The sequence below is a fragment of the Caldimonas mangrovi genome, assembly GCF_023721835.1.
Lineage (GTDB): Bacteria > Pseudomonadota > Gammaproteobacteria > Burkholderiales > Burkholderiaceae_C > Caldimonas > Caldimonas mangrovi.
This window is the reverse complement of the sequence record NZ_JAMKFE010000021.1, coordinates 38,710-65,048: the sequence shown is the minus strand read 5'-3', so window position 1 is coordinate 65,048 and position 26,339 is coordinate 38,710. Positions and strand designations below refer to the sequence as shown.

Genomic DNA, 26,339 nt, shown 5'->3' with positions numbered 1-26,339 from the left:
GCTCAGGCCGCTGCGAACAACTTCTCATGGGCCTGCCGCAACAGGTTCTTCTGGGTCTTGCCCATCGTGTTGCGCGGCAGCTCGCCCGCGATGAAGACGCGCTTGGGCACCTTGAAATGGGCGATGCGCTGCTTCATCGAAGCGATCAACGCCTCCGGGTCGAGCTGCACGCCGGGCCTGGGCACGACGACCGCGATCACCGCTTCGCCGAAGTCCGGGTGCGGCACGCCGACCACTGCCGATTCGGCGACGCCGTCCATTTCGTGCAAGTAGCTCTCGATCTCGGCCGGATAGACGTTGTAGCCGCCGCTGATGATGAGGTCCTTGCTGCGCCCGACGATGGAGAGATAACCCCGCTCGTCGAAGCGCCCGACGTCGCCGGTCTTGAACCAGCCGTCGGCGGTGAACGCTTCGGCGGTCTTCTCGGGCATGCGCCAGTAGCCCTTGAAGACGTTGGGGCCGCGCACCTGCACATGGCCGATCTCGCCGGCGGCACAGGGCTGGCCGGCATCGTCGAACACGCGCACGCCGACGCCGGGCAACGGCTTGCCGACCGTGCCGCCGACACGCTCGCCGTCTTCCGGGCGGCACGGGTTGGAGGTCAGCATCACGGTCTCGCTCATGCCGTAGCGCTCGAGCAGCGGGTGGCCGGTGCGCTCGCGGAACTCGCGAAAGGTGTCCAGCAGCAGCGGCGCCGAGCCGCTGACGAACAGGCGCATGTGGGCGCAGGCCTCGCGCGTGAGGCCGGGCTCGGCCAGCAGACGCACATACAGCGTCGGCACTCCCATGAAGACGGTCGCGCGCGGCAATTGTTGGACGACCCGCTTCGGCTCGAACTTTGCAAGCCAGATCATCCTGCTGCCATTGAGCAGCGCGCCGTGAATCGCGACAAACAGGCCGTGCACATGGAAGATCGGCAAGGCGTGGATGAGCACGTCGCCGGGCCGCCAGTCCCAGTAGTCCTTCAGCGTGCGCGCATTGCTGAGCATGTTGCCATGCGTCAGCATCGCGCCCTTGCTGCGGCCGGTGGTGCCGCTGGTGTAGAGGATGCACGCCAGCTCGTCGTCGTGCCTGTCGACCGGTGCCTGGACGTCGGCGAAGTGCGACGCACGCTCCAGCAGCGTGCCGCTGCGGTCGTCGTTCAGCGTGAACACGCTGCGCGTGCCGACGGTGAACGCCAGCTTGCTGACCCACGAGAAGTTGCGGCCGGTACACACCACCACGCTCGGTTCGGCGTCGCAGAGGAAATATTCGAGTTCGCTCTGCCGGTACGCGGTGTTCAACGGCAGGTACACATGACCTGCACGCAGCACCGCGAGGTAGAGCATCAGCGCCTCGACCGATTTCTCGACCTGCACCGCGATGCGTGCGCCTTCGGGCAGCTCGAGCGACTCGAGCAGGTTGGCGATCATTGCGCTGCCGCGCTCGAGATCGCGCCAGCGATAGTGCAGGCCGTCGTCGGTTTCCACGGCGGCGGCATCGAGGTCGGCCGGAAAGGCGTTGCGCAGGGCGGTATAGAGATTCATCGCGGCAAGGGTGTCAGGCGCCGCGAAACACCGGGGGCCGGCCCTCGAGGAAGGCCTGCACCCCTTCGCGGTGGTCGGGCGACGCAGCATAGCGAAAGTGCTCGAGCCGTTCGGCCTCGCTCAGCGGCTCGCCGCGCTGCAGGCGGCGCAGCGTCTGCTTGTTGAGGCGCGCCGCCTGCGGCGCGAGCGCGGCGATGCGTTCGGCCGTGCGCTGTGCTTCGAGCGCGACCTCGCCGTCCGGCACCACCCGGTGCACCAGGCCGCGCTGCAGGGCGGTGGCCGCATCGAGCAGGCGCGCTTCGAGCAACAGCTCGCGTGCCGTGGCGGCGCCTGCGGCCTGCAACACCACGGCCAGCTCGCTGGGCGCCATCGGGAAGCCGAGCCTGGCGATCGGTGCCCCGAAGCGGCTGCCGGCGCCGGCAATGCGCAGGTCGCAGCAGGCAGCGATCTCCAGCCCGCCACCGACACACGCGCCTTCGATCTGGGCCACCAGCGGCACATCGCAATCGAGCAGGGCCTGCAGGGCCGGGGCGATAACCTGCTCGTGATAGTCGTGCAGGCCGGCTGCTTCGAACCGAAAGCCGGGAAACTCGGAGATGTCGGCCCCGGCCGCGAACTGCCCTTCGGCGCCGCGCAGCAGCACTGCCCGCAGTTGCGGCTCGCGCTCGGCCAGGCCATCGAAGACCTCGCGCAAGCGCTGCCACATCGCCACCGAGATGGCGTTGAGCTTGCCGGGATGGCTCAGTGTCAGCACCGCCACGCCGGGCAGGCCGGGGTGCGGCTCGAAGTGCAACTGGCCACTCATGATGCGGCGGCGCAAGGCAAAAAGTCGGGCATGGCGGAACCTCGTCGGGAACCGCAGTCTAGAGCCTGTTCACGCTACGGAGTGGCCGCCACTGCGGGGCCTCGCGCATTGCTGTTCGCGGCATGGTGGGCGATCTGCCGGCGCAGCCGGTGCATCAGCGCTGCGGCAGCCACGCACAGGCCAAGCCCGAAGCCCATCCAGATGCCGGCCGGCCCCAGCCCGAGCGGGACGGCCAGCCACCAGCCGGCCGGCAGTGCGAGCAGCCAGTAGCAGCACAGCGACACGCGCGTCGGCCAATGGCTGTCGAGCAGGCCGCGCAGCGCGCCGAGGCTGACACTCTGCAGCCCGTCGGCCACCTGCATCAGCGCCATCGCCGCGAACAGCACGGCAGCCAGCGAGACGACCTCGGCGCGCGCCGTGAAAGCGCGCGCCACCGGCTCGCCCGCCAGCGCCAGCAGCGCGGCGAAGCCGGCCATCCAGGCAGCGGCCAGCACCAACCCGGCACGCGCTTGCGGCCGCAGGGCCTCGACGGCGCCGGCGCCCACGCTGTGCGACATCCTCAGGCCGACGGCCGCCGCCAGCCCCAGGGGCACCATGTACAGCGCGGCGGTGACCGACATCGCAATCTGATGTGCCGCCAACGCGACCACGCCGAACAGGCCGATCAGCAGGCCCGCGACTGCGGTGGCGCCGCATTCGAGCAGGTACTGCGCACCCATCGGCAGCCCTTCGCGGCGCTGCACGCCCAGCGCCGCGCGCTCGGCGGCCGCGTGGCCCCGGCACGGCGTGAGCCGGCACGCCCAGACCACGGTGAGGCACATGCCGGCCAGGTAGGCGAGCAGGCTGCCCAGCGCCGCGCCCCACAGCCCGGCTCCGCAAGCGACCAGTGCGCCGCCGACCGCCGCGTTGAGCGCCACCATCAGCACCGACACCCCCACGCCGGCCCACGGGCGGTCCATTGCATCCAGGATCTGCTTGGCCACCAGCTGCACCGTCAGCGGCAACAGCGACAGCGCGGACAGCACCCAATAGGGCGCGATGACGTCCGACACCTCGGCGGGCTGGCCGAGCCAGGGCAGCAGCAGCCAGCCGGGCAGCATCAGCAGCGTGCAGCCGCTGCCGGCCCACAGCCCGAGACGCAGCGCGGCGCGCCGGTGCACGCCCTGCTCGACGGCGTCGCCGGCCCCGAAAGCACGCGCCACGAGGATGGCGCCGGGGCTCAGGAAACCGTACAGCGCCGCGACGAACACCAGCAGCACCGTGCTGGTGAGTGCCACGGCGCCGAGCGCCTCCGGACCGAGCGGCGCGACGATGGCGCTGTCGACCACACCCATCGCCGCATTGACGCACAAGCCGACGACGATGGGCGTCGCCAGCCGCAGCAGCGCGACCCACTCCGAAGGGCGTGGGTCGACGCTCGCGTCAAGCCGCGGCGGCGACGGCATAGCGGTCCCAGTAGCCGGCCGCCGGCTCGATCTGCTGCACCACGTCGATCCACAGGCCGGCCGGGTCGTGGAAGCCGAAGCGCCGCTGGCCGAAGGCTTCGTTCGTCAACGGGTACTCCACGGCCATACCCGCCGCGGACAGCTCGGCATGCGCCACGTCGGCGTCGTCCACCTGCAACTCGAAGCACATGCCGGAGCCGGTGAACGCTTCGGGCCCCGGCGGCGCTGAAGGGTGGTCGGGTGTCATGAAGGCGATCGACGCCGAGCCGTCCTCGGCCGTCAGCCACGTGAACCACTGGCTGTCGAAGCCGACCTGGAAGCCCAGGCAGCGCGACCAGAAGTCGCGGCAGTCGTTCTTCCGGGGGGTGACGATGATGGGGTAGCGGTCGGCGAATCGCATGGCGGCTCCTTGGTGACGGGTGATGGATAAACAGACAACCTGTCTGTATTGCCACTGTATTTACGGACAGACTGTCTGTCAATTACCATCGCCGTCATGGCCTCCCATGCCGAACGCTCTGCCGCCACCCGCGCCCGCCTGATCGGCGTCGCGCGCGCCTTGTTCGCCCAGCACGGCTATGCCGCCACCGGCACCGAGGCCATCCTCGACGGCGCCGGCGTGAAACGCGGTGCGATGTACCACCACTTCGCCGACAAGGCCGCATTGTTCGAGGCGGTCTGCATCGCCCTCAGCGAGGAAGCGGTGCCGACGATCGACGCCGCGATCGAAGGGGTGAACGATCCTTTCGAGGTGCTGGTGCGGGGGTCGACCGCCTGGGTGCAATTCACGACGCAGGCGGCCGTGCGCCGCATCCTGATCGTCGACGCCCCCACCGTGCTGGGCTGGGAGCGCTGGGAGGCCCTGGACCGGCAACTCAGCGCACAGGCGCTGCGCGAGGCGGTCGATGCCGCACTGGCGGCCGGCGCGATCGAGTTCGCCGGCAGCGCCGACATGCTGACCACCGTGATCAACGGCGCGCTGAACGCCGTGGCCCTGCGCGTCGGTGCCCCCGGCGCGCAGGTCGCGCCGGCCGAGTGGCGCACCGCCGTGCAGGCGCTGTTCGAGGCCCTGCGCCCGCGCCGCCCGTCTCGCCGGCCTGCCCGCCTGTCACCCAGGTGACACCCGCCCAGGGCGCACCCTTACGATCCGCGCACGCCGGTCCGGCCTCGCCGGGCCGGCGAGCTGTCATCGAGGGCAAGCGCCCGGTCTCGGGCGGGCAGGGAGAAACGCGACGGAAGCGGCAGTGGCGCCTGGCGGCCTGCCGCTTTTGTTCCATGGGGCCGGCTCACAGCTGCAGGCTCAGGCGCGGGTCCCCGCGCAGCCGCTCGGCCGTGAAGTCGACGAAGGCGCGCACCTTGGCCGCCGCACGCCGGCCTTCAGGGTAGACGACGTGGATCGGAATCGGCGGCGGCTCGTGGTCCGCCAGCACGATCTGCAGCTCACCCGCCTGCACATGCGGCGCCACCTGGTACGACAGTGCGCGGGTCAGGCCGTGGCCGGCGATTGCCGCCTGGATGCCCACCTCGCCCGCGTTGGCCTCCAGCCGCACACGCGGCTCGGCAGTCACACGCTCGCCTGTCGCCCCGGCGCGGAACACCCAGGGCGTCGCCACGCCGCCGGTGGGCGCGAAGCCGATCGCGTCATGAGCGGCCAGCTCGGCCGGCGACCGCGGCACGCCGCGTTCGGCCAGGTAGGCCGGCGACGCCACCACCACCCTGCGCACCGCACCGACACGCACGGCAGTCAGTGACGAGTCCGGCAGCCGCGCGATGCGCAGGGCCACGTCCATGCCCTCGTCGAGCAGGTTGACGATGCGGTCGACGAACACCGCCTGCACCCGGACTTTCGGGTACTGGGCCAGGAAGTCGAGCAGCAGCGGCGCCATGTACATGCGACCGAACATCGTCGAGGCGGTGACCGCCAGCGGCCCCTGCGGCTCGGCGTGCGCGCCGCCGGCAGAGGCTTCAGCCTCCTGGATCTCGGCCAGGAGGCGCCGGCAGTCCACCAGAAAGCGCTCGCCCGCTTCGGTCAGCCGCACCAGCCGCGTCGTGCGGTGCAGCAGCCGTGCGCCGATGCGCTGCTCCAGCGCGACCACGGCACGGGTGACCGCGGGTGGCGACATGCGCAGCAGCCGTGCCGCCGGGGCAAAACCCTGCGCATCGGCCACCGCCACGAAAACCCGCATCGTGTCCAGACGGTCCATGTCGACTTTCCTCGGTTGCCACGCGCTGTCACCAGAATTCCGCGCAGCGGAATGGTGAAGTGTCGTTTGCAGTGATTCTGTCCGAACGCGGGAATGGATAACGTGCATGTGTTTTCCCACCCCCTTCAGGAGGCCCGATGACCCCGAACGCCCACCCCGCCGCCGCCATCCGTCTGTATCGCTTCGCACTGTCCGGCCACGCCCATCGCGTCGAGCTGTTCCTGTCTTTGCTCGGTCTGCCGTACGAGGCGATCGACGTCGACCTGCTGCGCCACGAGCACAAGACGCCGGAGTTCCTGGCGCGCAACCCCTTCGGCCAGGTGCCGGTGATCGAGGACGGCGACGTGACGCTGCCCGACAGCAGCGCCATCCTGGTCTATCTGGCGCGCCGCTACGACCCCACCGGCCGCTGGCTGCCGAGCGAGCCGGTGGGCGCCGCGCGGGTGCAGCAATGGCTCAGCGCGGCAGCCGGCCCGCTGGTCAACGGCCCCGGTGCAGCACGCGTGGCGACCTTGTTCGGTCGTCCCCAGGAGCCGCGCATGCATGAGGTGGCCGCCTCGCTGTTCCAGGTGCTGGACTCGTACCTGGCGACGCGCGAGGTGCTGGTCGGCGACACGCCCACGATCGCCGACATCGCGATGTACACCTACACCGCACATGCGCCCGAAGGCGGCGTATCGCTGGAGCCCTATGCGCACATACGCCGTTGGCTGGCCCGCATCGAGGCCTTGCCGGGCTTCGTGGCGATGCCCCGGCCGCCGGCGCGTGCCGCGGCATAGGAGAGGGCGATGAGCACGACTGCCCTGCCCGGCTGGCCCCGCGAGGACGAGCCCTTCCACGCCGGCGAACGCGAACTGCAGGCGCGCGCCGGACTGCGCGAGCGCATGGCCGAGATCGGCGCCAGGGTGATACGCGACTTCATGCCTGACCAGCACCGCGAGCTGTTCGACAAGCTGCCCTTCTTCGTCGTCGGCAGCCTGGATGAGAAGGGCCGGCCGTGGGCGTCGCTGCTGACCGGCGCGCCGGGCTTCGTCTCGACCCCGGATGCACGCCTGATGCACATCGACGCGTTGCCGCACCCCGACGACCCGCTGGCCGCGCAACTGGTGCCCGGCGCGCCGCTCGGGCTGCTGGGCATCGAGCTGCCGACACGCCGGCGCAACCGCATGAACGGCCGCGTCGCCACGCTCAGCGCACGCGGGTTCGACGTGCAGGTCGAACAGAGCTTCGGCAACTGCCCCCAGTACATCCAGGCACGGTCGCCGTTCTCCGTCGCCGACATGCCCCGCAGCGTGCAGGCGAGGCGCGAGGACGGCCTGCTCAGCCCGCGCGCGCAGGCCCTGGTGGCCGAAGCCGACACCTTCTTCATCGCCACCGCAGCCGAGGGCGGCGTCGACGTCTCGCACCGCGGCGGCCGGCCCGGCTTCGTGCGCATGCAGGCGTCGGGCGGGCGCACGGTGCTGACGGCGCCCGACTTCCGCGGCAACTTCTTCTTCAACACCCTGGGCAACATCGCCCGCCACCCGCGCGCCGGCTTGCTGTTCGTCGATTTCGCGCGCGGCGACCTGCTGATGCTGACCGGCGACGCCGACATGGTCTGGGACGGTCCGGAGGTGGAGGCCTTCGAGGGAGCGCAACGGCTGCTGCGCATCGAGCTCAGCGAGGGCTTGTGGCTCGAGGGCGGCCTGCCCTGGGAGTGGTCGGACGCCGAGCCGGCCCCGCAGCTGGCCCACACCGGCGTATGGGCCAACGCGGCTTCCGCGTGACAGACCGCACAAAGAACCGATACTTTTTGCTTTCCATCACACCCAAACTTACCGACGTCGCAGAAGAGAAAACGGCTTGCGCCGCGGTACCGGTACGCGCGCGGCGGCATGACGAATGCACGGCGTTTTCTTTGTGTCGGCCCCGCGTCTGTCTCACCACGCAAGTTGGGACGCACTAGCAGGTCGACACGCCGATTCCGGCATCGACCTTGCTAATTTCTCCCGCCGCAACGGTGCGGCAGACAGGGAGAACGTTTCATGACAGCAAACGAACTCGAGGTCCTACTGACGGCAGCGATGCTGCTGGCACTGCCGGTCATCGCGATGTTCTACTGGCGCGACAACCGCGCGATCTCATGGGGTGCACTGGGCCTGTGCCTGCTGATTCCCGAAGCGGCGAGCGAGCACCCGAATGCGGCGCTGCTGCATTCCATCATGGCGATCACCGCGGTGATCGTGGTGCTGCAACTGGGCATCGACGCCCTGAAACAGCGCCAGCAGGCTCGCGACGGCGAGCCGACGCAACCGCGTCCCGCCCCACTCCCTGAAGAGACCGCGGACGCCCGTGCCGTGCGCGACGACGCACCTGTGGCCTGGCCCGGAACCTACGGTGGCGTACCGCAACCGGCGGCGCCCGGCCTGCAGTTCCTGCGCCGCAAGCACCCGAGCGAACACGCAGCATCGCCAGCACCCGGTACGCCGTGGCGGGACGCGCGCGGCAACCACGAGGGGCAGCGTCCTTGAGCCCGCAACTCCTGGCACGGCCGGCCGACGACACCGAGCCGGCAGCCGGCCGGTCCGTGCGGTCGACGCGCCACGAGATCCACAACATCCTGCTGCTGGAAGACATTCCGCAGGTACGGCAGTGGTTGAAGTCGCTGGTGTGCGAGCTGTTTCCCCATGCCTTCGTGACCGAGTGCGCGCGCGTGCGCGACGCCCTCGAGCACCTGTCGCTGACGCGCTTCGACCTCGCGCTGCTCGATCTCGGGCTGCCCGACGGCTCGGGCCTCGAAGTGGTCGCGGCACTGCACGAGGCCCAGCCGCAGGCGCAGTCGGTCGTGGTGACCATCCACGCCGAGGACGACTGCCTGTTCTCTGCCCTGCAGGCCGGCGCCTTCGGCTACCTGCTGAAGGACCAGTCGCGCGATGAACTGGCCGAGCAGCTGCAACGGATCACGCATGGCGAGCCGCCACTGACGCCTTCGGTCGCACGCCGTGTGATCTCGCACTTCGTCGCCTACGGCTGTGCGCGGCATGTGCCCGAACGTTTGTCGCTGCCGGAGGTGCGGCTGACCGAGCGAGAGTCCGACGTGCTGCTGCGGGTCGCCAAGGGCTACACGCTGCCCGAGATCGCGCAACAGCTCGGGCTGTCGCGCCACACGATTTCCGACTATCTGAAAAACATCTACCGCAAGCTCAACGTCTCGTCGCGCGCCGAAGCGGCCCTCGAGGCACAGCGGCTCGGCCTGTTCCGGCCGGGCACGGCACTGCAGTGACGGCACCCCGTCCGGGCGGGGGCCTGTCCCCGCCTTCTCAGTGGCGCTGCGCGATCGCCCGCATCACCAGGTGGCACAGGCTGGCACTGTCGACCGGCTTGGACAGGTGGTAGTCGAAGCCGGCTCGTTTGGCCTGGGCCTTGTCGCGCTCGCTGGTCAACGCGGTCAGCGCCACCAGGACCGGCCCGTTGTCGGGCAACTCGCGGCGCAGCAGTTCGGCGAGTTCGTAGCCGTCCATCAACGGCATCGAGATGTCGAGCACCGCCATGTCGGGCAGGAAGTCGGCCGCCTCGCGCGCGCCCTGCTCGCCGTCGTAGGCCACCCGGGTCTCGCACGACAACAGGCCGAACAGCATCGCCAGGCTGTCCGCAGCGTCGCGGTTGTCGTCGACGATCAGGACGCGCGGCCGGCGTTCGTCCACTCCCGTGCCGGTCGACCGTGCAAACGGTGCCGACGCCCCTGAACCGCGAAGTGCCGCCTCGTCGTGTGATCGATCGCCAGACTGCCGTGCCATGAAGATGAGGTAAGACTTGCAGGCCCTACTGTCCCCCTTACGGGTTCAGGCCGACGCCGTCCCGGAATCGGGACGCAGACTTGACTTCAAAGCAAGGATCGCTCCTGCGGGGCACAGCGATGGTGAACCGGACGGCGCGGTGGGCATGCCCGTGTCGCGTCTGTCGGTGACCGGTCGTTCAGCGGATCGGGGCGGCCGGAGCCCCCGGCGTCAGCAGGCCGGCGTCGCGCCAGGGGCTGCGCTTGCCGAGCCGGCGCTCGCGCAGGTCCAGGGCGCTCCAGTACAGCGGCGCGCGGCGCGCGGCGATGCCGGGCAAGGACAGCAGGTCGGCGCCGGCCCACGGCAGAAACGGGTTGCGCCGGCCATAGCCCCACAACTCGATGCGCAGCGCAGGCCGCAGCGACGGGCCGCGCGCGTGGAAGCCGAAGGTGTCGGCCACCACCAGCGTGTTGGCCGGCACCGTGAACAACCGTGGTGGCGGCAGTCCGAGCGCCGGGAGCGCTTCGACGCCGACCCTGAAAGAGCCGCGCGAGGTCAGCCGGTCGGCGGTGCGCGCCACCAGGCTCATCTGGCGCTCCCAGGCCAGCCGCTGCGGCGTCAGCCGGTGCGAGCCCGGCACATAGCTGAAGGGCCCCGCGTCTTCTTCGACGTCGGTCAGGAAGTACCAGGCCTTGACGGTGGGGTGGAAGGTGTCGGCATGCAGGTGCGTCTGCGGATCGGGCGGCGCGTCGATCACCTGCGAAAGTATGCTCTGCACATAGGTGACCGGCTCCTGGTCATAGCTGCCGACATAGCGTGTGAGGCCGCGCCACAGCATGCCGTCGACGATCTCCCGCACCTCGGGTATCGCGCGCAGGAAGGCGGGGTCGAGCGCGATGCGACGCGTGATGGTGTCGCCCTGCACCATTTCGCGCGCTGGTGCGCGGTGGCCCAGCACGCGCTCGCGCAGCTGCTCGAAAGCCGCCGCGGGCAGCACGTCGCGCCGGATCACGAAGCCGTCGCGGTCGAAAGCCGCGCGGTCGGCAGCACTGATGCCGGCAGCCAGCCGGGCGCGCCGGCTCGCCGCCAGCGCGTGGGCCAGCTGCACGCGCCCTGCATGCAACCCCCATTCATTGAGGCGGCGCGAGCCGATCAGCGGGTTGTCACGGAACGATTTGGCGCCGGTCAGCAGCGCGAGCGCGTGGATCGGCGCCAGTGCAAAGTTCTTCAGGGCAAGGGTCATGCGGCGAGAAACAAGCGAACAGCCGCTACGGTAGCAGGTCGCGGCACGGCCTGCGCGTTCGCCTCTGCCCGCCGGGTCGAGCCGCTGGCTATCCTGAGCATCGACACAAACGATTGGTTGATTTGTTTGATTAGATTCAAACTATCGAACAGTATCGTTCCCACAACAGCGCAGCCAGGACCAGGAGCCCCTCATGGCCAAGACCGCAAGCTTCGGCGTCATGCACCTCGGCATCGCCTTCTCGGTGAGTTACATATTGACGGGAAGCGTCGCCATCAGTGGCGCCATCACGCTGATCGAGCCGCTTTGCAACACCGTGGCGCACTATTTCTTCGATAAATACTGGGGTCACCCTGAAGTGGTTGCCCGCCTTCAAACGTGGCGTCGACGCCTGCGAGCCCAGCCAAAGTCCCCTGCGTCGGTCGGAATCTGACCGCCGAGGCGCGGTTTTTGCCCTATGGTCGGGGCCATGCAGCCCAGGTCCCACCCCCTACGGCCGCCCTCGCTCGACGCGAACAGCGCCCTTTTTCTCGACTTCGACGGCACCCTGGCCGATCTCTCGCCCCGCCCGGAGTCGGTTCACGTTCCTCCCGAGCTGATCGACACGTTGCAGCGCCTGCAGCATGCGCTGCAGGGCGCAGTCGCGGTCGTCTCGGGCCGCCCCATCGAGCAGCTCGACGCCCTGCTGCGGCCGCTGCGGTTGCCGATCGCCGGGGTGCACGGCGTCGAGCGCCGTTGCGCCGACGGCTATCTGCAGCGTCTGGCGGCGCCGATGCTCGACCATGTCGAGGCCTGCGCCCGCGCGTTGGCCGCGCAGGCCGACGGCCTGCTCGTCGAGCGCAAGCCGGGTGCGGTCGCTCTGCACTACCGGCTGGCGCCCGAATGGGCCGACCGCTGCCGCGACGCGATGACCGTGGCCGTGAGCGAATCGCCCGGTTTGTCGCTGCTGCACGGCAAGATGGTGCTGGAAGCCAAACCCGCCGCCGCCACCAAAGGCCACGCGATCGAAGCCTACCTGCGTGAGCCGCCGTTTCTCGGCCGCCGTGCGGTGTTCGCCGGCGACGACGTCACCGACGAAGCCGGTTTCGTGGCCGTGCAGGCGGTCGGCGGCACGGCGATCAAGATCGGCGACGGCGACAGCGTCGCACAGCACCGCATCGACAGCCCCGCCGATTTGCGCGCCTGGTTGACGGCTGCCGCAGCCGCCCTCGGCCCGGACCGCGACCGGGCGCAGGAAGCGGCGCTGTCCGAGACATGAGTGAAATCTGGCGTCAATTTCAGCTCGACAGAATCGAGGATCCACAACACTCCCAAGGATCCTTTTCATGAGCACGCGAGCTGAACTGCCGTCCACCTCCTCGCTCGAAGTCGGCGCCATCGGCAACTGTGCCTACAGCGCGCTGGTCGACCGCTACGCCCGCGTCGTCTGGTGCTGTCTGCCACGCTTCGACGGCGACCCGGTCTTCAATGCACTGGTCGACCCGTCGCCCGACGGCGCGCTGTGGAGCTTCGAGCTGGAGGATTTCGCGCGCAGCGAGCAGTTCTACGAGCCGAACACCGCCATCCTGCACACGCGGCTGTTCGACTCCCGCGGCCAGGGGGTCGAGGTGGTCGACTTCGCACCGCGCTTTTTCAGCCGCAACCGCATGTTCCGGCCGCTGACGCTGGTGCGCCGCGTGAAACCGATTGCCGGGGCGCCGCGCCTGCGCGTGGTCGTGCGTCCGCGCTTCGACCTCGGCGCCACCCAGCCGACCATCACGCAGGGCAGTCATCACATCCGCTACTGCAGCCCCAGCCAGACGCTGCGCCTGACGACCAACGCGCCGCTGAGCTACATCCTGAACGAAACGGTGTTCGTGGCCGACCGGCCGATGGATTTCATCCTCGGCCCGGACGAGACGCTGATGGAAGGCATCCGCGAGGTGGCGCGCTCGTTCGAGCAAGACACCGCCTCGTACTGGCGCACCTGGAGCAGCCGCCTGCACATCCCGCTGGAATGGCAGGAGGCGACCATCCGTGCCGCCATCACGCTGAAGCTTTCGCTGTTCGAGGACACCGGCGCCATCGTCGCCGCGATGACCACCAGCATCCCGGAGGCGCCGCACAGCCAGCGCAACTGGGACTACCGCTTCTGCTGGCTGCGCGACGCCTTCTTCGTCGTGCGGGCGCTCAACAGCCTGTCCGAGATCGGCACGATGGAGGACTATCTGCGCTGGCTCGGCAACGTGGTCTCGCAGGCAGCCGGCGGCCACATCAAGCCGCTGTACGGCATCGGACTGGAACTCGACCTGACCGAGAACATCGTGTCCCACCTGCCCGGCTACCGTGGCATGGGGCCGGTGCGCGTCGGCAACCAGGCGCATGAGCACTTCCAGCACGACGTCTACGGCAACATCGTGCTGGGCGCGGCGCAGGCCTTCCACGACCGGCGGCTGCTGCGGCCGGCCGGCCTGGCCGAGTTCGAGCAGCTGGAGCTGGTGGGCGAGCAGGCCTGGCGCGTCTACGACTCGCCGGACGCCGGCATGTGGGAGCTGCGCACCCGCGCACGCGTGCACACCTCGTCGGCGCTGATGAGCTGGGCCGCATGCGACCGCCTCGGCAAGATCGCGGCGCGTTTCGGCGTGACGGAACGCGCGCGCTTCTGGCACGACCGCGCCGGCATCATCCGCGAGCGCATCTTGCGCGAGGCATGGAGCGACGAGCGCAAGGCGTTCGCCGAAAGCTTCGGCGGGCGCGACCTCGACGCCAGCGCGCTGCTGATGGCCGAGGTCGGCTTCATCGACCCACGCGACCCGCGCTTCGTGGCAACGGTCGACGCCCTCGAACATTCGTTGTGCGACGGGCCGTACATGCGCCGCTATGAAGCCCCGGACGACTTCGGCAAACCGGAGACGGCATTCAACATCTGCACCTTCTGGCGCATCGACGCGCTCGCGCGCATCGGCCGCAAGGAGCAGGCACGCGAGATTTTCGAGGCGATGCTCGCCGCGCGCAACCATCTGGGACTGCTGTCCGAGGACACGCACCCGGTGACGCGCGAAATGTGGGGCAACTTCCCGCAGACCTATTCGATGGTGGGACTGATCAACGGCGCAGTGCGCCTGTCGGTGCCCTGGGATACGCAGATCTAGGAAGCAGGAAGAGGAGCGCTGCACAACGGCGGGCTTCTTCGTTGCTTCCTTTTCATACTTGGAAAAGGAGCAGTGATGGCACGCGTAGTCGTTGTGTCGAACCGCCTGGCGGACCCCCGCAAGGCAGCGGCCGGCGGGCTGGCCGTGGCATTGGGCGACACGCTCAATGCCACCGGGGGCTTGTGGTTCGGCTGGAGTGGCAAGGTCGTCGATGAAAGCGAGGGGGGCACGCCCGGGGAAGGCGAGCTGCACACCCACCAGGCCGGCAACGTCACGCTCGCCACCGTGGACTTGTGCAAGGAAGACCACGACAGCTATTACCTCGGCTACGCCAATCGCGTGCTGTGGCCGATGTTCCACTACCGGCTGGACCTGGCCGACTTCAACAAGCAGTCGCTGGCCGGCTACCGCCGCGTCAACCAGATGTTCGCGCGCAAGCTGATGCCGCTGCTGAAGCCCGACGATCTGATCTGGATCCACGACTACCACCTGATCCCGCTGGCGGCCGAGCTGCGCTCGATGGGTTGCGGCAACCGCATCGGCTTCTTCCTGCACATCCCGCTGCCGCCGCCGCTGATGCTGGCCGCGTTGCCGGGCCACGAGTGGCTGATCCGGGCCCTGTTCGCATACGACGTCGTCGGCTTCCAGGCGCAGGCCGACGTGAACCACTTCGAACGCTACGTGCACAGCGAAGCCGATGCCGAGATGCTGGGCGATGGCCACTACCGCGCGTTCAACCGCACCGTGCTGGCGCGCGCCTTCCCGATCGGCATCGACGTCGACGAGTTCGCGCAGCTCACGCACGGCAAGGAGGCGCGCGAGACCTACGAGACCATGCGCGAGCAGTACTCGCGCCGGCGTCTGCTGATCGGCATCGACCGGCTCGACTACTCCAAGGGTCTGCCGCAGCGCATCAAGGCCTTCCAGGAACTGCTGGCGAGCTATCCCGAGAACCGCAAGAGCGCCACGCTGATCCAGATCGCCTCGCCGACACGCGAGAGCGTCGACGCGTACGCCGACATCCGCCACGAACTGGAGCACCTGTGCGGCCAGATCAACGGCGATTACGGCGAGCTGGACTGGATGCCGGTGCGCTACATCCACCGCACCGTCGCGCGCAAGCGGCTGCCCGGGCTGTGCCGGGCCGGGCGCGTGGCGCTGGTCACCCCGCTGCGCGACGGCATGAACCTGGTCGCCAAGGAATACATCGCTGCACAGGACCCGGCCGACCCGGGCGTGCTGGTGCTGTCGCGCTTCGCCGGCGCAGCCGAACAGTTGCGCGAGGCCCTGTTGGTGAACCCGTACGACACCGAAGGCAGCGCCCAAGCCATCCAGCGCGCCCTGCAGATGCCGCTCGAAGAGCGCCAGGCACGCCACCAGAAGCTGCTCGAGCGCATCCGCGCGCAGGACGTGCACTGGTGGCGCAAGACCTTCTTGCAGACGCTCGAGAACGCCCAGCCCTGAGCGGCCCGATGAGTTGAACCTGGAGAACCCGATGGAAGAGAACCTGACCGAGACGCTGCAACAGAGCTGGACCACCATGGGCGTGGCGGCGACCACCGGCCTGCGCATCCTGCTGATCGCCGTCGCGGCGTGGATCGCGATCGCCGTGCTGCAACGCATGATCCGCGGCTTTCGCACGCGCCTGGCTGCGCGCATGGCCGACCGGGAGCAGATCAAGCGCGCCGAGACGCTCGGCCGTGTGGCGCGCTACCTGGTGGCGGTGGTCGTGTCGCTGATTGCGGTGATGCTGATCCTGGCCGAACTGGGCGTCTCGGTCGCGCCCATCCTCGGTGCCGCGGGCGTGGTCGGCCTGGCTGTCGGTTTCGGAGCGCAAAGCCTGGTCAAGGACTACTTCACCGGCTTTTTCCTGCTGCTGGAGAACCAGGTGCGCCAGGGCGACGTTGTCAATGTCGGTGGACACGGCGGCCTGGTCGAGGAAGTGACCTTGCGCTACGTGCAATTGCGCGACTATGACGGCAACGTGCACTTCGTGCCCAACAGCGAGATCACCACCGTGGTCAACATGAGCCGCGGCTTTGCCCAGGCGGTGATCGACGCCGGTGTCGCCTATCGCGAAGACGTCGACGAGGTGATGGCGGTGATGAAGGAAGTCGGTGCCGAGTTGCGTGCCGACCCCGCCTTCTCGGTGCGCATCCTGGAAGACCTGGAGATGGCCGGCGTGGAGAAGTGGGACGATTCCGCGGTGGTCATCCGCTGCCGCTTCAAGGTGGCGCCGCTGGAGCAATGGGGCGTGAAGCGCGAATACCTGCGACGGCTGAAGAAGGCCTTCGATGCGCGCGGCATCGAGATCCCGTTCCCGCACATGACGGTGTACGCCGGTGAAGGCAAGGACGGCAACGCGCCGGCGTTCCGCGTGCGCGGCCTGGAGGCGGCCAATGCGCCCGATGGGGCCGACCGTGCGCGGCAGCGGCCGGCAGCACCGCTGGCCAGCTGATCGGGCGTCCGGGTGGCGGCGCATGCGCACCGCCCTGCCCTCGGTGCTTCACGGCGCCGTTTCGCGCTCCACCACCCCGAGCCAGCGCAGCGCCTGTGCGCGGCTGTCACCGCACATGTCGGGGTCGGGCCGCAGCGCCGAGCACACCGCAGGGCGCTCGGGCTGCCCGAACAGCCGGCAGCGCAGGTCTTCGGTGAGTTGCACGCACGGCACACCGGCCGGCTTGCCGTTCGGCATGCCGGGTATCGGGCTGGAAATCGAGGGAGCGATGCAGCAGGCGGCGCAACGCGGCCGGCAGTCCATGGATGAAACTCTGGAGCGGAAAACCCGACTGTATAGCGTGCCGCTCACCAGTGGCAGCTGCCGGGTGCAAAGCGGAAGTCGCTGCCGCGCGCCTGCAGGCGGGCCAGTGCCGCCTGCTTGAAGGCTTCTTCGGTCGGCGGCTTGCCGAGTGCGGCCGTCTGCGCCTCCAGGGCGCGTACCCGCGCTTCGAGCGCGACGACCCAGGCGCTGGACCGTCCCTCGAACAGGCTGGTGAGCAGCAGCAGGCGCTGCTCCCACGACAGCTCCGGCGCGCCCGCACGATGCAGCATGGCCCACGCGCGCCGCAGCTCGGTGAAACACACCGTGGCCGCCTGCCACGCACCGTGCGCAGGGGCGCTCGCGTCCATCGATGAAGGAGCCGTCGCGGGGGACATTGCTCGCCTTGTCGTCCAGGGAAGGTCGATTCTCAAAAAACAGACCCGGGTTGCGCAAGGGCCCGACCCCCTGCATCCCCCATCAGAGGGGGGCGGGCGAAATTCGGGGGTTCACGAATGGAAATGCGGGCGCCTTCCTCCGGCGCCTGTTGCACAGGACGGAACAACGGAGACCCCGCCCATGACTTCCCCCGGGCGGGAAACTAAAATCCGCGGTTTGCCCATGCTCCGCCCCAGGAGCACACTCGGGACGACAGGCCGAGGGGCCGGCGCTCCTTTCAGGGGCCAGCGAGGTGCAGATGCTCTACCCCAAGGAATTCGACGTGATCGTGGTCGGCGGCGGCCACGCCGGCACGGAGGCCGCGCTGGCCGCCGCACGCATGGGCTGCGCGACGCTGCTGCTGACGCACAACATCGAGACGCTGGGCCAGATGAGCTGCAACCCGTCGATCGGCGGCATCGGCAAGGGCCACCTGGTCAAGGAAATCGACGCGCTCGGCGGCGCCATGGCGGCTGCCACGGACGAGGCAGGCATCCAGTTCCGCATCCTCAACGGCTCGAAGGGCCCTGCGGTGCGCGCCACGCGGGCACAGGCCGATCGCATCCTCTACAAGGCCGCGATCCGGCACCGGCTCGAAAACCAGCCCAACTTGTGGCTGTTCCAGCAGGCGGTCGACGACCTGATGATCGAAGGAGACCGGGTGGTCGGCGCCGTCACGCAGGTGGGCGTTCGCTTCCGTTCACGCACCGTGGTGCTGACCGCCGGCACCTTTCTCGACGGCAAGATCCACGTGGGGCTGCAGAACTACGCGGCCGGCCGTGCGGGCGACCCACCCGCTGTGTCGCTGTCGGGCCGGCTGAAGGATTTGAAGCTGCCGCAGGGTCGGCTGAAAACCGGCACGCCGCCGCGCATCGACGGCCGCTCGATCGACTTTTCCAAGCTGACCGAGCAGCCGGGCGATCTCGACCCGGTGCCGGTGTTCAGCTTTCTCGGCTCGGCCGATCAGCACCCGCGCCAAGTCCCGTGCTGGATCACCCACACCAACGAACACACGCACGAGATCATTCGCTCCGGCTTCGACCGCAGCCCGATGTTCACCGGCGTGATCGAGGGCGTGGGCCCGCGCTACTGCCCCAGCATCGAAGACAAGATCAATCGCTTCGCCGACAAGGGCTCGCACCAGATCTTCCTGGAGCCGGAGGGGCTGACCACCCACGAGTTCTATCCGAACGGCATTTCCACGTCCCTGCCCTTCGACGTGCAGCTGGCCGCGGTGCACTCGATGCCGGGCCTTGAGAACGCGCACGTCCTGCGGCCGGGGTATGCGATCGAGTACGACTACTTCGACCCGCGCGAGCTGAAGGCTAGCTTCGAGACGCGCGCCATCGGCGGTTTGTTCTTCGCGGGGCAGATCAACGGCACCACCGGCTACGAGGAGGCCGCGGCGCAAGGCCTGTTCGCCGGCGCCAACGCGGCGCTTCAGGTACAGGGCCGCGCACCGTGGGTGCCGCGGCGCGACCAGGCCTATCTGGGCGTACTGGTCGACGACCTGATCACCAAGGGCGTGACTGAGCCTTACCGCATGTTCACGAGCCGCGCCGAGTTCCGGTTGCAGCTGCGCGAGGACAACGCCGACCTTCGGTTGACCGACACCGGTCGTGAACTCGGACTGGTGGACGACGCGCGCTGGGACGCGTTCAACCGCAAACGGGACGCTGTTTCACGTGAAACAGAGAAGCTGAAGACCACCTGGGTGCACCCCGCGATTCTTCCGGCGGCCGAGGCAGAGCGTCTGGTCGGCAAGGCTCTCGAGCACGAATACAACCTGGCCGATCTGCTGCGCCGCCCGGGCGTCTGGTTCGACAGCATTGCGGCAGCCGCGGCCATCGCCAGGCCAGAAAGCGGTGTTTCACGTGCAACATTGCGCTCGACGCTGGGTCAGAGCACAGCCGACGCAGTCATCGAGCAGATCGAAATCAGCATCAAATACGCCGGCTACATTGACAAGCAGAACGAGGAAGTGACCCGGGCCGCACACTACGAGCACCTGAAACTGCCGGCCGAATTGGACTACATGGAAGTCAAGGCGCTCAGCCATGAGGTGCGGCAGAAACTCAACAAGCACCGGCCGGAGACGTTGGGCCAGGCGTCCCGAATTTCAGGCGTTACGCCCGCAGCCATTTCATTGCTGCTGGTCCACCTGAAGAAGGGCCGCTTCAAGGGTTTCGACCGCGCCGCGAACGACGGCGCCTCACCGGCGGATGCCGCCTGATGACCGACACCCCCCTTCCCTTCGGGCACCTCGCTGACCGGCTGCGCATCGGCGCCGCCGCACTGGGCGTCGCCCTCGACGTGCGACAGCAGCAGCAGCTCCTCGACTACCTGGCGCTGGTCGCAAAGTGGAATCGCGTCTACAACCTGACCGCGATACGCGAGCCCGCCGAAATGCTGACGCAGCATGTTCTCGATTGCCTGGCCGTCGTCAGGCCGCTGCAACGTGAACTCGGTGACCGCGCGTTGAGGGTGCTCGACGTTGGCAGTGGCGCCGGGCTTCCGGGTGTCGTGGTGGCCATCGCACTGCCCGCGTCCACTGTCACTTGCGTCGACACTGTGGCGAAGAAGGCCACGTTCATGCGACAGGTCGCCGCAGAACTCAAGCTCGGCAACCTGCACGCAGTGCATGCGCGCATCGAAGCCATGGCGCCGGCCGCGGCCGACGTGATCACGTCACGCGCTTTTGCCTCACTGCACGACTTCGTCTCACTGACGCGCCCGCACCTCGCACCCGGCGGGTGCTGGATGGCCATGAAAGCCAAACCGGGTGCCGACGAACTCACCGCCCTGGGCGACGACCTGGAAGTGTTTCACGTGGAACAACTCGAAGTCCCCGACCTCGAGGCCGACCGTTGCCTGGTCTGGGTCCGCCCCATCCAGACCGCTTTGCTCTGAACGGAAACCCTATGCTCGGCATCTCTGACTACCCCGCCTTCTGCGCCGCGGTGCTGCTGTTCCTGGCGCTGCCGGGCCCCGGGACCTTCGCGCTGCTGACCGCCACCGGGAAAGGCGGGTTCCGCGCCGGCGCGGCGGCGACGTTCGGCATCATCGCCGGCGATCAGGTCCTGCTTTGGATGGCGGTGGCCGGCGTCGCTGCACTGCTTGCCGCCCACCCGACGGTGTTCCATCTGGTGCAGTACGCCGGGGCCGCCTACTTGTGCTGGATCGGCGTCAAGCTCATTCGCGCTCGCGACGGTGCCGCACCGGTGGTCGACCTGCAACCGCGTCGCTACTTCCGGCAGGCTTGCCTGATCACCTTGCTCAACCCCAAGGCCATCGTCTTCTACATGGCCTTTTTCCCACTGTTCCTCAACCCGGCCGTGCACCAGGGCGCCCTGACGTTTGCAACGATGGCCGTCACGATCGCTGCCATCACCCTCGCCTACTGCCTGACGCTGTGCGCTTGTGCCAACGCGGTGGCCGCACAGGTCAAGGCGCACCGGCGGCTCGCGAAGTGGCTGGAACGCATCGCCGGCATGTTTCTCGTCGGCTTCGGCATCAAACTGACAACGCAATAGGCAAGCGTCCTTGACGCTCGCAAGCCCGGGCCAGGAAAATCCGGGCGTTCACTCCAGCCTCCGGCGCTGCCCCGCCCGTGCGGCGCTCCACCCTGAACCAGCCCTGTCGAGCACCGCCGCCCGCGGCGAGCGCTCTTTGCGCCCCTGCACCGAACCCAGGACCCGATGGCCAAGATTTTTTGCATTGCCAACCAGAAAGGCGGCGTCGGCAAGACGACCACCGCCGTCAACCTCGCCGCCGGGCTCGCCAAGGTCGACCAGCGGGTGCTGCTGATCGACCTCGACCCGCAGGGCAATGCAACGATGGGCTCGGGGGTCGACAAGCGCGCGCTGCCGATGACGGTCTACGACGTGCTGCTGGAATCCGCCCACATCGCCGAAGCCAAGACGCGCTCGGAACTGGGCGGCTACGACGTGCTCGGCGCCAACCGCGAGTTGGCAGGCGCCGAAGTCGAGCTGGTCGACCAGGAACGGCGCGAACGTCGGCTGAAGGCGGCACTCGAAGCCGCCGATGCCGACTACGATTTCGTGCTGATCGACTGCCCGCCGTCGCTGTCGATGCTGACGCTCAACGGCCTGGTCTCGGCGCACGGTGTGATCGTGCCCATGCAGTGCGAGTACTTCGCGCTCGAAGGCCTGTCCGACCTGGTCAACACGATCAAGCAGGTGCACGCCAACTTGAACCCCGACCTGAAGATCATCGGCCTGCTGCGCGTCATGTACGACCCACGCATCACGCTGCAAAGCCAGGTCAGCGAGCAGCTGAAGCAGCACTTCGGCGACAAGGTCTTTCACACCGTGATCCCGCGCAACGTTCGGCTCGCGGAAGCACCCAGCTACGGCCAGCCGGGCGTCGTCTTCGACCCGGCGGCCCGAGGCGCCCAGGCGTATGTCGAATTCGCGCGCGAAATGGTTGCGCGCATCGCCGCCACCTGAAGCAGGGCCCGGGCCGATCCATGCGTGTCCTTGTCCTGCTGCTGATCCTCGCCGGTGTTGGTGCTTACTACTGGAAAGATCGCCGAGAAATCAGCGAAACCAAGATCAGTCGTTACGTACGGGCGCATGTCGACGCCATGCAACGCAAGGACGCCGAGGCCTTGTGCAACCAGCTGGCGCCCGACTTCCAGGGCAACTACCTTCGGGTCGCGGGCGGCTCGCTGCAGGCGCAACAGATCGACCGCAAGCAGAGCTGCCAGAACCTGCAGGAGTTCTTCGACCTGAAGATCTCGATGGACCGCACCCTCCCGGCTGGCTCTGAATACGCCGTCGACTACTCCATCAACGTCGACCGCATCGACATCAGCGCCGACAAGAAGCAGGCGACCGTGCAGACCCGCTCGCGGCTGAACCTGGCAAACCTCATGACGGTCGATTCGACCACGACCGACACCTTGCGCATGCTCGACGGCGCGGTCGTGATGCAAGCCTCCGAGGGCAGGGTCCGGGTGTCCGGCGCTGCCATCGGCGCTCGCCCGTGAACATCCATCTTCCGGAGCCGCACGTGCCCCTCGCCCCCCGCATCCTCACGCTGCCCGGCTGGCTCGGGTCCGGCCCCAGGCACTGGCAAAGCCGATGGGAAGTCCTGTACGGCGACCAGCGCGTCGAACAGGAAGACTGGGAATGGCCGCGGCGCGGCGACTGGATGGCCCGGCTGGAAGAAGTGCTGCTCGCCGACCCACGGCCGACGGTGCTGGTCGCCCACAGCCTTGGTTGCCAGCTGGTCGCCTCATGGGCCGCGCATTCCCGCCACACGCAGCGCGTGCGCGGGGCGCTGCTGGTTGCACCGCCCGACCCCGAGCGCACCGACACGCCGCCGCAACTCTATTCCTGGCGCCCCGTCGTGCGCCAGCCGCTGCCCTTCCCGGCCACTGCCGTGATCAGCAGCGACGACCCCTTTTGCAGCCCCGAACGCGCCATCGACATGGTGGTGCAGTGGAGCGGCACGCTCGTCAATCTGGGCCCGCGAGGCCATCTCAACGCCGATTCCGGGCTGGGCGACTGGCCCGAAGGCCGCGCACTGCTCGAAGCGCTGTGCGCCGCCGGCTGACCGGCTCAACACTTACCTTACATACTGTCCGACATGGTCACCAAGAAACCGAAAGGCCTCGGCCTGGGCCTCGAAGCGCTGCTGGGCCCCAAGGTCAGCGAAGCCCCGGCCGCAGCCTTGCAGAAAGACGGCGCGCCGTCGGTGCTGAAGCTCGCCCAGCTGCAGCCCGGCAAGTACCAGCCGCGCACCCGCATGGACGAAGGTTCGCTGTACGAGCTGGCCGAAAGCATCAAGGCCCAAGGGGTGATGCAGCCCATCCTCGTGCGGCCTGTCGGCCCCGGAAGGTACGAGATCATCGCCGGCGAACGGCGCACGCGCGCTGCCAAGCTGGCCGGCCTCGACGAAGTGCCGGTGCTCGTCAAGGAGGTGCCCGACGAGGCCGCCGCCGCGATGGCACTGATCGAGAACATCCAGCGCGAAGACCTCAACCCTCTTGAAGAAGCGCAAGGCCTGCAACGGCTCGTCAACGAATTCGGGCTGACCCACGAGCAGGCCGCGCAGGCGGTCGGCCGCTCGCGCAGCGCCGCCTCCAACCTGCTGCGCCTGTTGCACCTGGCCGAGCCGGTGCAGAACATGCTGATGGCCGGCGACCTCGACATGGGCCATGCGCGCGCGCTGCTGCCGCTCGATGCAGCGCAGCAAATTCTGAGCGCGAACGAGATCACCGCGAAAAAACTCAGCGTGCGCGAAGCCGAGAAGCTGGTTGCCCGCATCGGCCACGCCCGCCAGTCGCCCCTGTTGCGGGTCAAGAAAGACAAGCCGCGCGACATCGCGCGCATCGAGGAAGAGCTGTCCGACCACCTGACCGCGCAGGTCGAGATCCGCGTCAAGAAGCGCACCAAGCGCGGCGAGCAGGGCGAGATCGCGATCGGATTCGGCTCGCTCGAAGAGCTCAACGGCGTGCTGGAGAAGCTGGGCTTCGGGAGTCGCTAGGCCTGTCGAGCAGGGCGCGCTTGAGCGTGCTCCACGCTCGATCGGCACCAGGGCTGGGCGACATTCAGCGGGCCCGGCTCAAGAGTGCCCACGCGCGGCAGCCCATTGTTCCCGCACACGCAAAAGCGCACCTGCAAGGTCCATCGCCGTCCGCCCCCGCGTCGACACGGTGCAAACCCTCATCGGTGCGCACGCGGCCGGCATGTCTTGCTGCACGATCGCCTGTCGGCATCCGAGCGCACCCGCAGTGCCGCCCACGCGAAACATCGCGACGCCACCCCTCGCTCGAGGGATATGAAGCCCGTCGTCGCGCAACTTGTCACATGCACATGTGGGGTTGACCGCATATACCCGGTGGAACTTTCGCGCTCGCTGTGCTCTCCTTGAGACAGGATGTTGAAGAGTGTCGCGTATGCGCATGAGCCCTCTTCCCAGGGCACGCTCCTTGCACTACAAGACTCGTTAAACAGACTAGTGTTTCACCCTCTGTTCGTAGCATGTCGGCCGCAGTTTTCGCCCATGCTGAAATCATGACGAGGCGCCGTGCCGCACACTGAGCGGCAACGTCGAGTCGGAAAGGGATCTAGGAGGTCTGCGATGGACGTCATCAGCAACTTCGCCGCTCGCTACGAGCGCACCCGTGAAGAGGAACTCTCGCTGCAGGAGTACCTCGAGATCTGCAAGCGCGACCCCCTGGCTTACGCCACCGCGGCCGAACGCATGCTCAAGGCCATCGGCGAGCCCGAACTGGTCGATACGCGCAACGACCTGCGTCTGTCGCGGATCTTCGCGAACAAGGTCATCAAGATCTACCCGGCCTTCCGCGAGTTCTACGGCATGGAAGACTCGATCGAGCAGGTCGTGTCCTACTTCCGCCATGCCGCGCAAGGCCTCGAAGAGAAAAAGCAGATTCTGTATCTGCTGGGTCCCGTCGGCGGTGGCAAGAGCTCGATCGCCGAGCGCCTGAAGCAGCTGATGGAGCACGTGCCGTTCTACTCCATCAAGGGCTCGCCGGTGAACGAATCGCCGCTCGGCCTGTTCGACCCCGACGAAGACGGCGCCATCCTCGAGAAGGAATACGGCATCCCGCGGCGCTACCTGCAGCGCATCCTGTCGCCATGGGCCGTCAAGCGCCTCGAGGAGTTCGGCGGCGACATCCGCCAGTTCAAGGTGGTCAAGCGCTACCCCTCGGTGCTCCGCCAGGTCGCGGTCGCCAAGACCGAGCCGGGCGACGAGAACAACCAGGACATCTCGTCGCTGGTCGGCAAGGTCGACATCCGCAAGCTCGAAACCTTCGCCCAGGACGATCCGGACGCCTACAGCTACTCCGGCGGCCTGTGCCTGGCCAACCAGGGTCTGCTCGAGTTCGTCGAAATGTTCAAGGCGCCGATCAAGGTGCTGCACCCGCTGCTCACGGCGACCCAGGAAGGCAACTTCAAGGGCACCGAAGGCTTCGGCGCGATCCCGTTCGACGGCGTCGTGCTGGCGCACAGCAACGAAAGCGAGTGGAAGACCTTCCGCAACAACAAGAACAACGAGGCCTTCCTCGACCGCATCTACATCGTCAAGGTGCCCTACTGCCTGCGGGTGACCGAAGAAATCAAGATCTACGAGAAGCTGGTGCGCAACTCGTCGCTGTCGCAGGCGCCATGCGCGCCCGGCACGCTGAAGATGATGGCGCAGTTCTCGGTGCTCACCCGCCTGAAGGAGCCCGAGAACTCCAGCATCCTGAGCAAGATGCAGATCTACGACGGCGACAACCTGAAGGACACCGACCCCAAGGCCAAGTCGATGCAGGAGTACCGCGACTACGCCGGTGTCGACGAGGGCATGAGCGGCGTGTCGACCCGCTTCGCGTTCAAGATCATCTCCAAAGTCTTCAACTTCGACAGCACCGAGGTCGCTGCCAACCCGGTGCACCTGATGTACGTGCTCGAGCAGCAGATCGAACGCGAGCAGTTCCCGGCCGAGACCGAGCAGAAGTACCTGTCGTACATCAAGGAGCTGTTGGCGCCGCGCTATGCCGAGTTCATCGGCAAGGAAATCCAGACCGCCTACCTGGAAAGCTACAGCGAATACGGCCAGAACATCTTCGACCGCTACGTTACCTACGCCGACTACTGGATCCAGGACCAGGAGTACCGCGACCCCGACACCGGCGAGATCTTCGACCGCTCCTCGCTCAACGCCGAACTGGAAAAGATCGAGAAGCCCGCGGGCATCAGCAACCCCAAGGACTTCCGCAACGAGATCGTCAACTTCGTGCTGCGTGCGCGCGCCAACAACGCCGGCAAGAACCCGTTGTGGACCAGCTACGAGAAGCTGCGCACGGTGATCGAGAAGAAGATGTTCTCGAACACCGAGGAGCTGCTGCCGGTCATCAGCTTCAACGCCAAGTCCAGCGCCGACGAGCAGAAGAAGCACGAGGACTTCGTCAACCGCATGGTGCAGAAGGGCTACACCGCCAAGCAGGTTCGCCTGCTGTGCGAGTGGTACCTGCGCGTGCGCAAGAGCTCCTGAC

Annotated in this window: 27 protein-coding genes; 18 read left to right on the top strand and 9 right to left on the bottom strand. The window is 67.9% G+C overall.

Annotated features, from left to right (window positions below; genetic code table 11):
* Positions 1-2: 2 nt before the first annotated feature.
* From M8A51_RS24210 to M8A51_RS24195, 4 genes are all read right to left on the bottom strand, one after another.
* On the bottom strand, positions 3-1,526 hold the full coding sequence (locus M8A51_RS24210; protein ID WP_251781194.1) for a malonate--CoA ligase: 1,524 nt from the start codon (positions 1,524-1,526) through the stop codon (positions 3-5).
* A gap of 13 nt (positions 1,527-1,539) precedes the next feature.
* On the bottom strand, positions 1,540-2,331 hold the full coding sequence (locus tag M8A51_RS24205; protein WP_251781193.1) for an enoyl-CoA hydratase/isomerase family protein: 792 nt from the start codon (positions 2,329-2,331) through the stop codon (positions 1,540-1,542).
* Between the two features lie 74 nt (positions 2,332-2,405).
* Complete coding sequence (locus tag M8A51_RS24200; RefSeq protein ID WP_251781192.1) at positions 2,406-3,776, bottom strand: MATE family efflux transporter; 1,371 nt, start codon at positions 3,774-3,776, stop codon at positions 2,406-2,408.
* On the bottom strand, positions 3,754-4,176 hold the full coding sequence (locus M8A51_RS24195; protein ID WP_251781191.1) for a VOC family protein: 423 nt from the start codon (positions 4,174-4,176) through the stop codon (positions 3,754-3,756). The genes M8A51_RS24200 and M8A51_RS24195 overlap by 23 nt, the downstream gene beginning before the upstream one ends.
* A gap of 96 nt (positions 4,177-4,272) precedes the next feature.
* On the opposite strand from M8A51_RS24195, the gene M8A51_RS24190 reads away from it, so the two are divergent.
* A complete protein-coding gene (locus M8A51_RS24190; RefSeq protein WP_251781190.1) occupies positions 4,273-4,896 on the top strand; it encodes a TetR/AcrR family transcriptional regulator in 624 nt (207 codons plus the stop codon).
* Between the two features lie 166 nt (positions 4,897-5,062).
* On the opposite strand, the gene M8A51_RS24185 is transcribed toward M8A51_RS24190, so the two are convergent.
* Positions 5,063-5,980, bottom strand: a complete 918-nt coding sequence (locus M8A51_RS24185) for a LysR family transcriptional regulator (RefSeq protein WP_251781189.1) — start codon at positions 5,978-5,980, stop codon at positions 5,063-5,065.
* A gap of 137 nt (positions 5,981-6,117) precedes the next feature.
* Between M8A51_RS24185 and M8A51_RS24180 the strand changes: the two genes are divergently transcribed.
* From M8A51_RS24180 to M8A51_RS24165, 4 genes are all read left to right on the top strand, one after another.
* Positions 6,118-6,759: a glutathione S-transferase family protein gene (locus M8A51_RS24180; protein ID WP_251781188.1), complete on the top strand. Its 642-nt coding sequence runs from the start codon at positions 6,118-6,120 to the stop codon at positions 6,757-6,759.
* A gap of 9 nt (positions 6,760-6,768) precedes the next feature.
* Positions 6,769-7,746 carry a pyridoxamine 5'-phosphate oxidase family protein gene (locus M8A51_RS24175; RefSeq protein WP_251781187.1) on the top strand — a complete coding sequence of 326 codons (978 nt, stop codon included), beginning with the start codon at positions 6,769-6,771 and terminating at the stop codon, positions 7,744-7,746.
* Between the two features lie 258 nt (positions 7,747-8,004).
* On the top strand, positions 8,005-8,490 hold the full coding sequence (locus M8A51_RS24170) for a hypothetical protein (protein WP_251781186.1): 486 nt from the start codon (positions 8,005-8,007) through the stop codon (positions 8,488-8,490).
* Positions 8,491-8,567: 77 nt separating this feature from the next.
* Positions 8,568-9,242, top strand: coding sequence for a response regulator (locus tag M8A51_RS24165; protein WP_251781220.1), 675 nt, complete (start codon positions 8,568-8,570; stop codon positions 9,240-9,242).
* Positions 9,243-9,279: 37 nt separating this feature from the next.
* Here the strand turns inward: M8A51_RS24165 and M8A51_RS24160 are convergent, their stop codons facing one another.
* Together M8A51_RS24160 and M8A51_RS24155 are read right to left on the bottom strand one after the other, a co-directional pair.
* Positions 9,280-9,663 carry a response regulator gene (locus M8A51_RS24160; protein ID WP_251781185.1) on the bottom strand — a complete coding sequence of 128 codons (384 nt, stop codon included), beginning with the start codon at positions 9,661-9,663 and terminating at the stop codon, positions 9,280-9,282.
* Positions 9,664-9,934: 271 nt separating this feature from the next.
* Positions 9,935-10,978, bottom strand: coding sequence for a phytanoyl-CoA dioxygenase family protein (locus tag M8A51_RS24155; protein WP_251781184.1), 1,044 nt, complete (start codon positions 10,976-10,978; stop codon positions 9,935-9,937).
* Between the two features lie 193 nt (positions 10,979-11,171).
* On the opposite strand from M8A51_RS24155, the gene M8A51_RS24150 reads away from it, so the two are divergent.
* The 5 genes from M8A51_RS24150 (at position 11,172) to M8A51_RS24130 (ending at position 16,567) form a co-directional block, all read left to right on the top strand.
* Complete coding sequence (locus M8A51_RS24150) at positions 11,172-11,411, top strand: DUF2061 domain-containing protein (protein ID WP_251781183.1); 240 nt, start codon at positions 11,172-11,174, stop codon at positions 11,409-11,411.
* A 36-nt stretch (positions 11,412-11,447) separates the two neighbouring features.
* Positions 11,448-12,236, top strand: a complete 789-nt coding sequence (otsB, locus tag M8A51_RS24145) for a trehalose-phosphatase (protein WP_251781182.1) — start codon at positions 11,448-11,450, stop codon at positions 12,234-12,236.
* 67 nt (positions 12,237-12,303) lie between these two features.
* A complete protein-coding gene (locus tag M8A51_RS24140; RefSeq protein WP_251781181.1) occupies positions 12,304-14,109 on the top strand; it encodes a glycoside hydrolase family 15 protein in 1,806 nt (601 codons plus the stop codon).
* Positions 14,110-14,184: 75 nt separating this feature from the next.
* Positions 14,185-15,573, top strand: a complete 1,389-nt coding sequence (otsA, locus tag M8A51_RS24135) for an alpha,alpha-trehalose-phosphate synthase (UDP-forming) (protein ID WP_251781180.1) — start codon at positions 14,185-14,187, stop codon at positions 15,571-15,573.
* Between the two features lie 31 nt (positions 15,574-15,604).
* On the top strand, positions 15,605-16,567 hold the full coding sequence (locus tag M8A51_RS24130; protein WP_251781179.1) for a mechanosensitive ion channel family protein: 963 nt from the start codon (positions 15,605-15,607) through the stop codon (positions 16,565-16,567).
* A gap of 48 nt (positions 16,568-16,615) precedes the next feature.
* Here M8A51_RS24130 and M8A51_RS24125 read toward each other — a convergent pair whose 3' ends face one another.
* Both M8A51_RS24125 and M8A51_RS24120 read right to left on the bottom strand, forming a co-directional pair.
* Entirely contained in the window at positions 16,616-16,870 is a 255-nt protein-coding gene (locus tag M8A51_RS24125) for a YkgJ family cysteine cluster protein (protein ID WP_251781178.1), read from the bottom strand.
* A gap of 44 nt (positions 16,871-16,914) precedes the next feature.
* Positions 16,915-17,265, bottom strand: a complete 351-nt coding sequence (locus tag M8A51_RS24120; RefSeq protein ID WP_251781177.1) for a hypothetical protein — start codon at positions 17,263-17,265, stop codon at positions 16,915-16,917.
* 299 nt (positions 17,266-17,564) lie between these two features.
* On the opposite strand from M8A51_RS24120, the gene mnmG reads away from it, so the two are divergent.
* From mnmG to M8A51_RS24080, 8 genes are all read left to right on the top strand, one after another.
* Entirely contained in the window at positions 17,565-19,538 is a 1,974-nt protein-coding gene (gene mnmG, locus M8A51_RS24115; RefSeq protein WP_251781176.1) for a tRNA uridine-5-carboxymethylaminomethyl(34) synthesis enzyme MnmG, read from the top strand.
* Complete coding sequence (rsmG, locus tag M8A51_RS24110) at positions 19,538-20,215, top strand: 16S rRNA (guanine(527)-N(7))-methyltransferase RsmG (RefSeq protein WP_251781175.1); 678 nt, start codon at positions 19,538-19,540, stop codon at positions 20,213-20,215. Before mnmG ends, rsmG begins: the two co-directional genes overlap by 1 nt.
* A gap of 11 nt (positions 20,216-20,226) precedes the next feature.
* A complete protein-coding gene (locus tag M8A51_RS24105; RefSeq protein WP_251781174.1) occupies positions 20,227-20,838 on the top strand; it encodes a LysE family transporter in 612 nt (203 codons plus the stop codon).
* A gap of 165 nt (positions 20,839-21,003) precedes the next feature.
* The gene (locus M8A51_RS24100; protein ID WP_251781173.1) at positions 21,004-21,774 is read left to right on the top strand and encodes a ParA family protein; all 771 of its coding nucleotides are present in this window, start codon (positions 21,004-21,006) and stop codon (positions 21,772-21,774) included.
* Positions 21,775-21,794: 20 nt separating this feature from the next.
* A complete protein-coding gene (locus M8A51_RS24095) occupies positions 21,795-22,316 on the top strand; it encodes a hypothetical protein (RefSeq protein WP_251781172.1) in 522 nt (173 codons plus the stop codon).
* A 23-nt stretch (positions 22,317-22,339) separates the two neighbouring features.
* Positions 22,340-22,885, top strand: coding sequence for an RBBP9/YdeN family alpha/beta hydrolase (locus M8A51_RS24090; RefSeq protein ID WP_251781171.1), 546 nt, complete (start codon positions 22,340-22,342; stop codon positions 22,883-22,885).
* 33 nt (positions 22,886-22,918) lie between these two features.
* Positions 22,919-23,818: a ParB/RepB/Spo0J family partition protein gene (locus M8A51_RS24085; RefSeq protein ID WP_251781170.1), complete on the top strand. Its 900-nt coding sequence runs from the start codon at positions 22,919-22,921 to the stop codon at positions 23,816-23,818.
* A gap of 597 nt (positions 23,819-24,415) precedes the next feature.
* Entirely contained in the window at positions 24,416-26,338 is a 1,923-nt protein-coding gene (locus M8A51_RS24080) for a PrkA family serine protein kinase (protein WP_251781169.1), read from the top strand.
* Position 26,339 lies beyond the last annotated feature (1 nt).

What these genes read in the sequence shown, in the direction of transcription:
- M8A51_RS24210 (WP_251781194.1), bottom strand. Translation starts at nt 1,526, where the DNA reads ATGAATCTCTATACCGCCCTGCGCAACGCCTTTCCGGCCGACCTCGAT.
- M8A51_RS24205 (WP_251781193.1), bottom strand. Translation starts at nt 2,331, where the DNA reads ATGAGTGGCCAGTTGCACTTCGAGCCGCACCCCGGCCTGCCCGGCGTG.
- M8A51_RS24200 (WP_251781192.1), bottom strand. Translation starts at nt 3,776, where the DNA reads ATGCCGTCGCCGCCGCGGCTTGACGCGAGCGTCGACCCACGCCCTTCG.
- M8A51_RS24195 (WP_251781191.1), bottom strand. Translation starts at nt 4,176, where the DNA reads ATGCGATTCGCCGACCGCTACCCCATCATCGTCACCCCCCGGAAGAAC.
- M8A51_RS24190 (WP_251781190.1), top strand. Translation starts at nt 4,273, where the DNA reads ATGGCCTCCCATGCCGAACGCTCTGCCGCCACCCGCGCCCGCCTGATC.
- M8A51_RS24185 (WP_251781189.1), bottom strand. Translation starts at nt 5,980, where the DNA reads ATGGACCGTCTGGACACGATGCGGGTTTTCGTGGCGGTGGCCGATGCG.
- M8A51_RS24180 (WP_251781188.1), top strand. Translation starts at nt 6,118, where the DNA reads ATGACCCCGAACGCCCACCCCGCCGCCGCCATCCGTCTGTATCGCTTC.
- M8A51_RS24175 (WP_251781187.1), top strand. Translation starts at nt 6,769, where the DNA reads ATGAGCACGACTGCCCTGCCCGGCTGGCCCCGCGAGGACGAGCCCTTC.
- M8A51_RS24170 (WP_251781186.1), top strand. Translation starts at nt 8,005, where the DNA reads ATGACAGCAAACGAACTCGAGGTCCTACTGACGGCAGCGATGCTGCTG.
- M8A51_RS24155 (WP_251781184.1), bottom strand. Translation starts at nt 10,978, where the DNA reads ATGACCCTTGCCCTGAAGAACTTTGCACTGGCGCCGATCCACGCGCTC.
- M8A51_RS24150 (WP_251781183.1), top strand. Translation starts at nt 11,172, where the DNA reads ATGGCCAAGACCGCAAGCTTCGGCGTCATGCACCTCGGCATCGCCTTC.
- otsB (WP_251781182.1), top strand. Translation starts at nt 11,448, where the DNA reads ATGCAGCCCAGGTCCCACCCCCTACGGCCGCCCTCGCTCGACGCGAAC.
- M8A51_RS24140 (WP_251781181.1), top strand. Translation starts at nt 12,304, where the DNA reads ATGAGCACGCGAGCTGAACTGCCGTCCACCTCCTCGCTCGAAGTCGGC.
- otsA (WP_251781180.1), top strand. Translation starts at nt 14,185, where the DNA reads ATGGCACGCGTAGTCGTTGTGTCGAACCGCCTGGCGGACCCCCGCAAG.
- M8A51_RS24130 (WP_251781179.1), top strand. Translation starts at nt 15,605, where the DNA reads ATGGAAGAGAACCTGACCGAGACGCTGCAACAGAGCTGGACCACCATG.
- M8A51_RS24125 (WP_251781178.1), bottom strand. Translation starts at nt 16,870, where the DNA reads ATGGACTGCCGGCCGCGTTGCGCCGCCTGCTGCATCGCTCCCTCGATT.
- M8A51_RS24120 (WP_251781177.1), bottom strand. Translation starts at nt 17,265, where the DNA reads ATGTCCCCCGCGACGGCTCCTTCATCGATGGACGCGAGCGCCCCTGCG.
- mnmG (WP_251781176.1), top strand. Translation starts at nt 17,565, where the DNA reads ATGCTCTACCCCAAGGAATTCGACGTGATCGTGGTCGGCGGCGGCCAC.
- rsmG (WP_251781175.1), top strand. Translation starts at nt 19,538, where the DNA reads ATGACCGACACCCCCCTTCCCTTCGGGCACCTCGCTGACCGGCTGCGC.
- M8A51_RS24105 (WP_251781174.1), top strand. Translation starts at nt 20,227, where the DNA reads ATGCTCGGCATCTCTGACTACCCCGCCTTCTGCGCCGCGGTGCTGCTG.
- M8A51_RS24100 (WP_251781173.1), top strand. Translation starts at nt 21,004, where the DNA reads ATGGCCAAGATTTTTTGCATTGCCAACCAGAAAGGCGGCGTCGGCAAG.
- M8A51_RS24095 (WP_251781172.1), top strand. Translation starts at nt 21,795, where the DNA reads ATGCGTGTCCTTGTCCTGCTGCTGATCCTCGCCGGTGTTGGTGCTTAC.
- M8A51_RS24085 (WP_251781170.1), top strand. Translation starts at nt 22,919, where the DNA reads ATGGTCACCAAGAAACCGAAAGGCCTCGGCCTGGGCCTCGAAGCGCTG.
- M8A51_RS24080 (WP_251781169.1), top strand. Translation starts at nt 24,416, where the DNA reads ATGGACGTCATCAGCAACTTCGCCGCTCGCTACGAGCGCACCCGTGAA.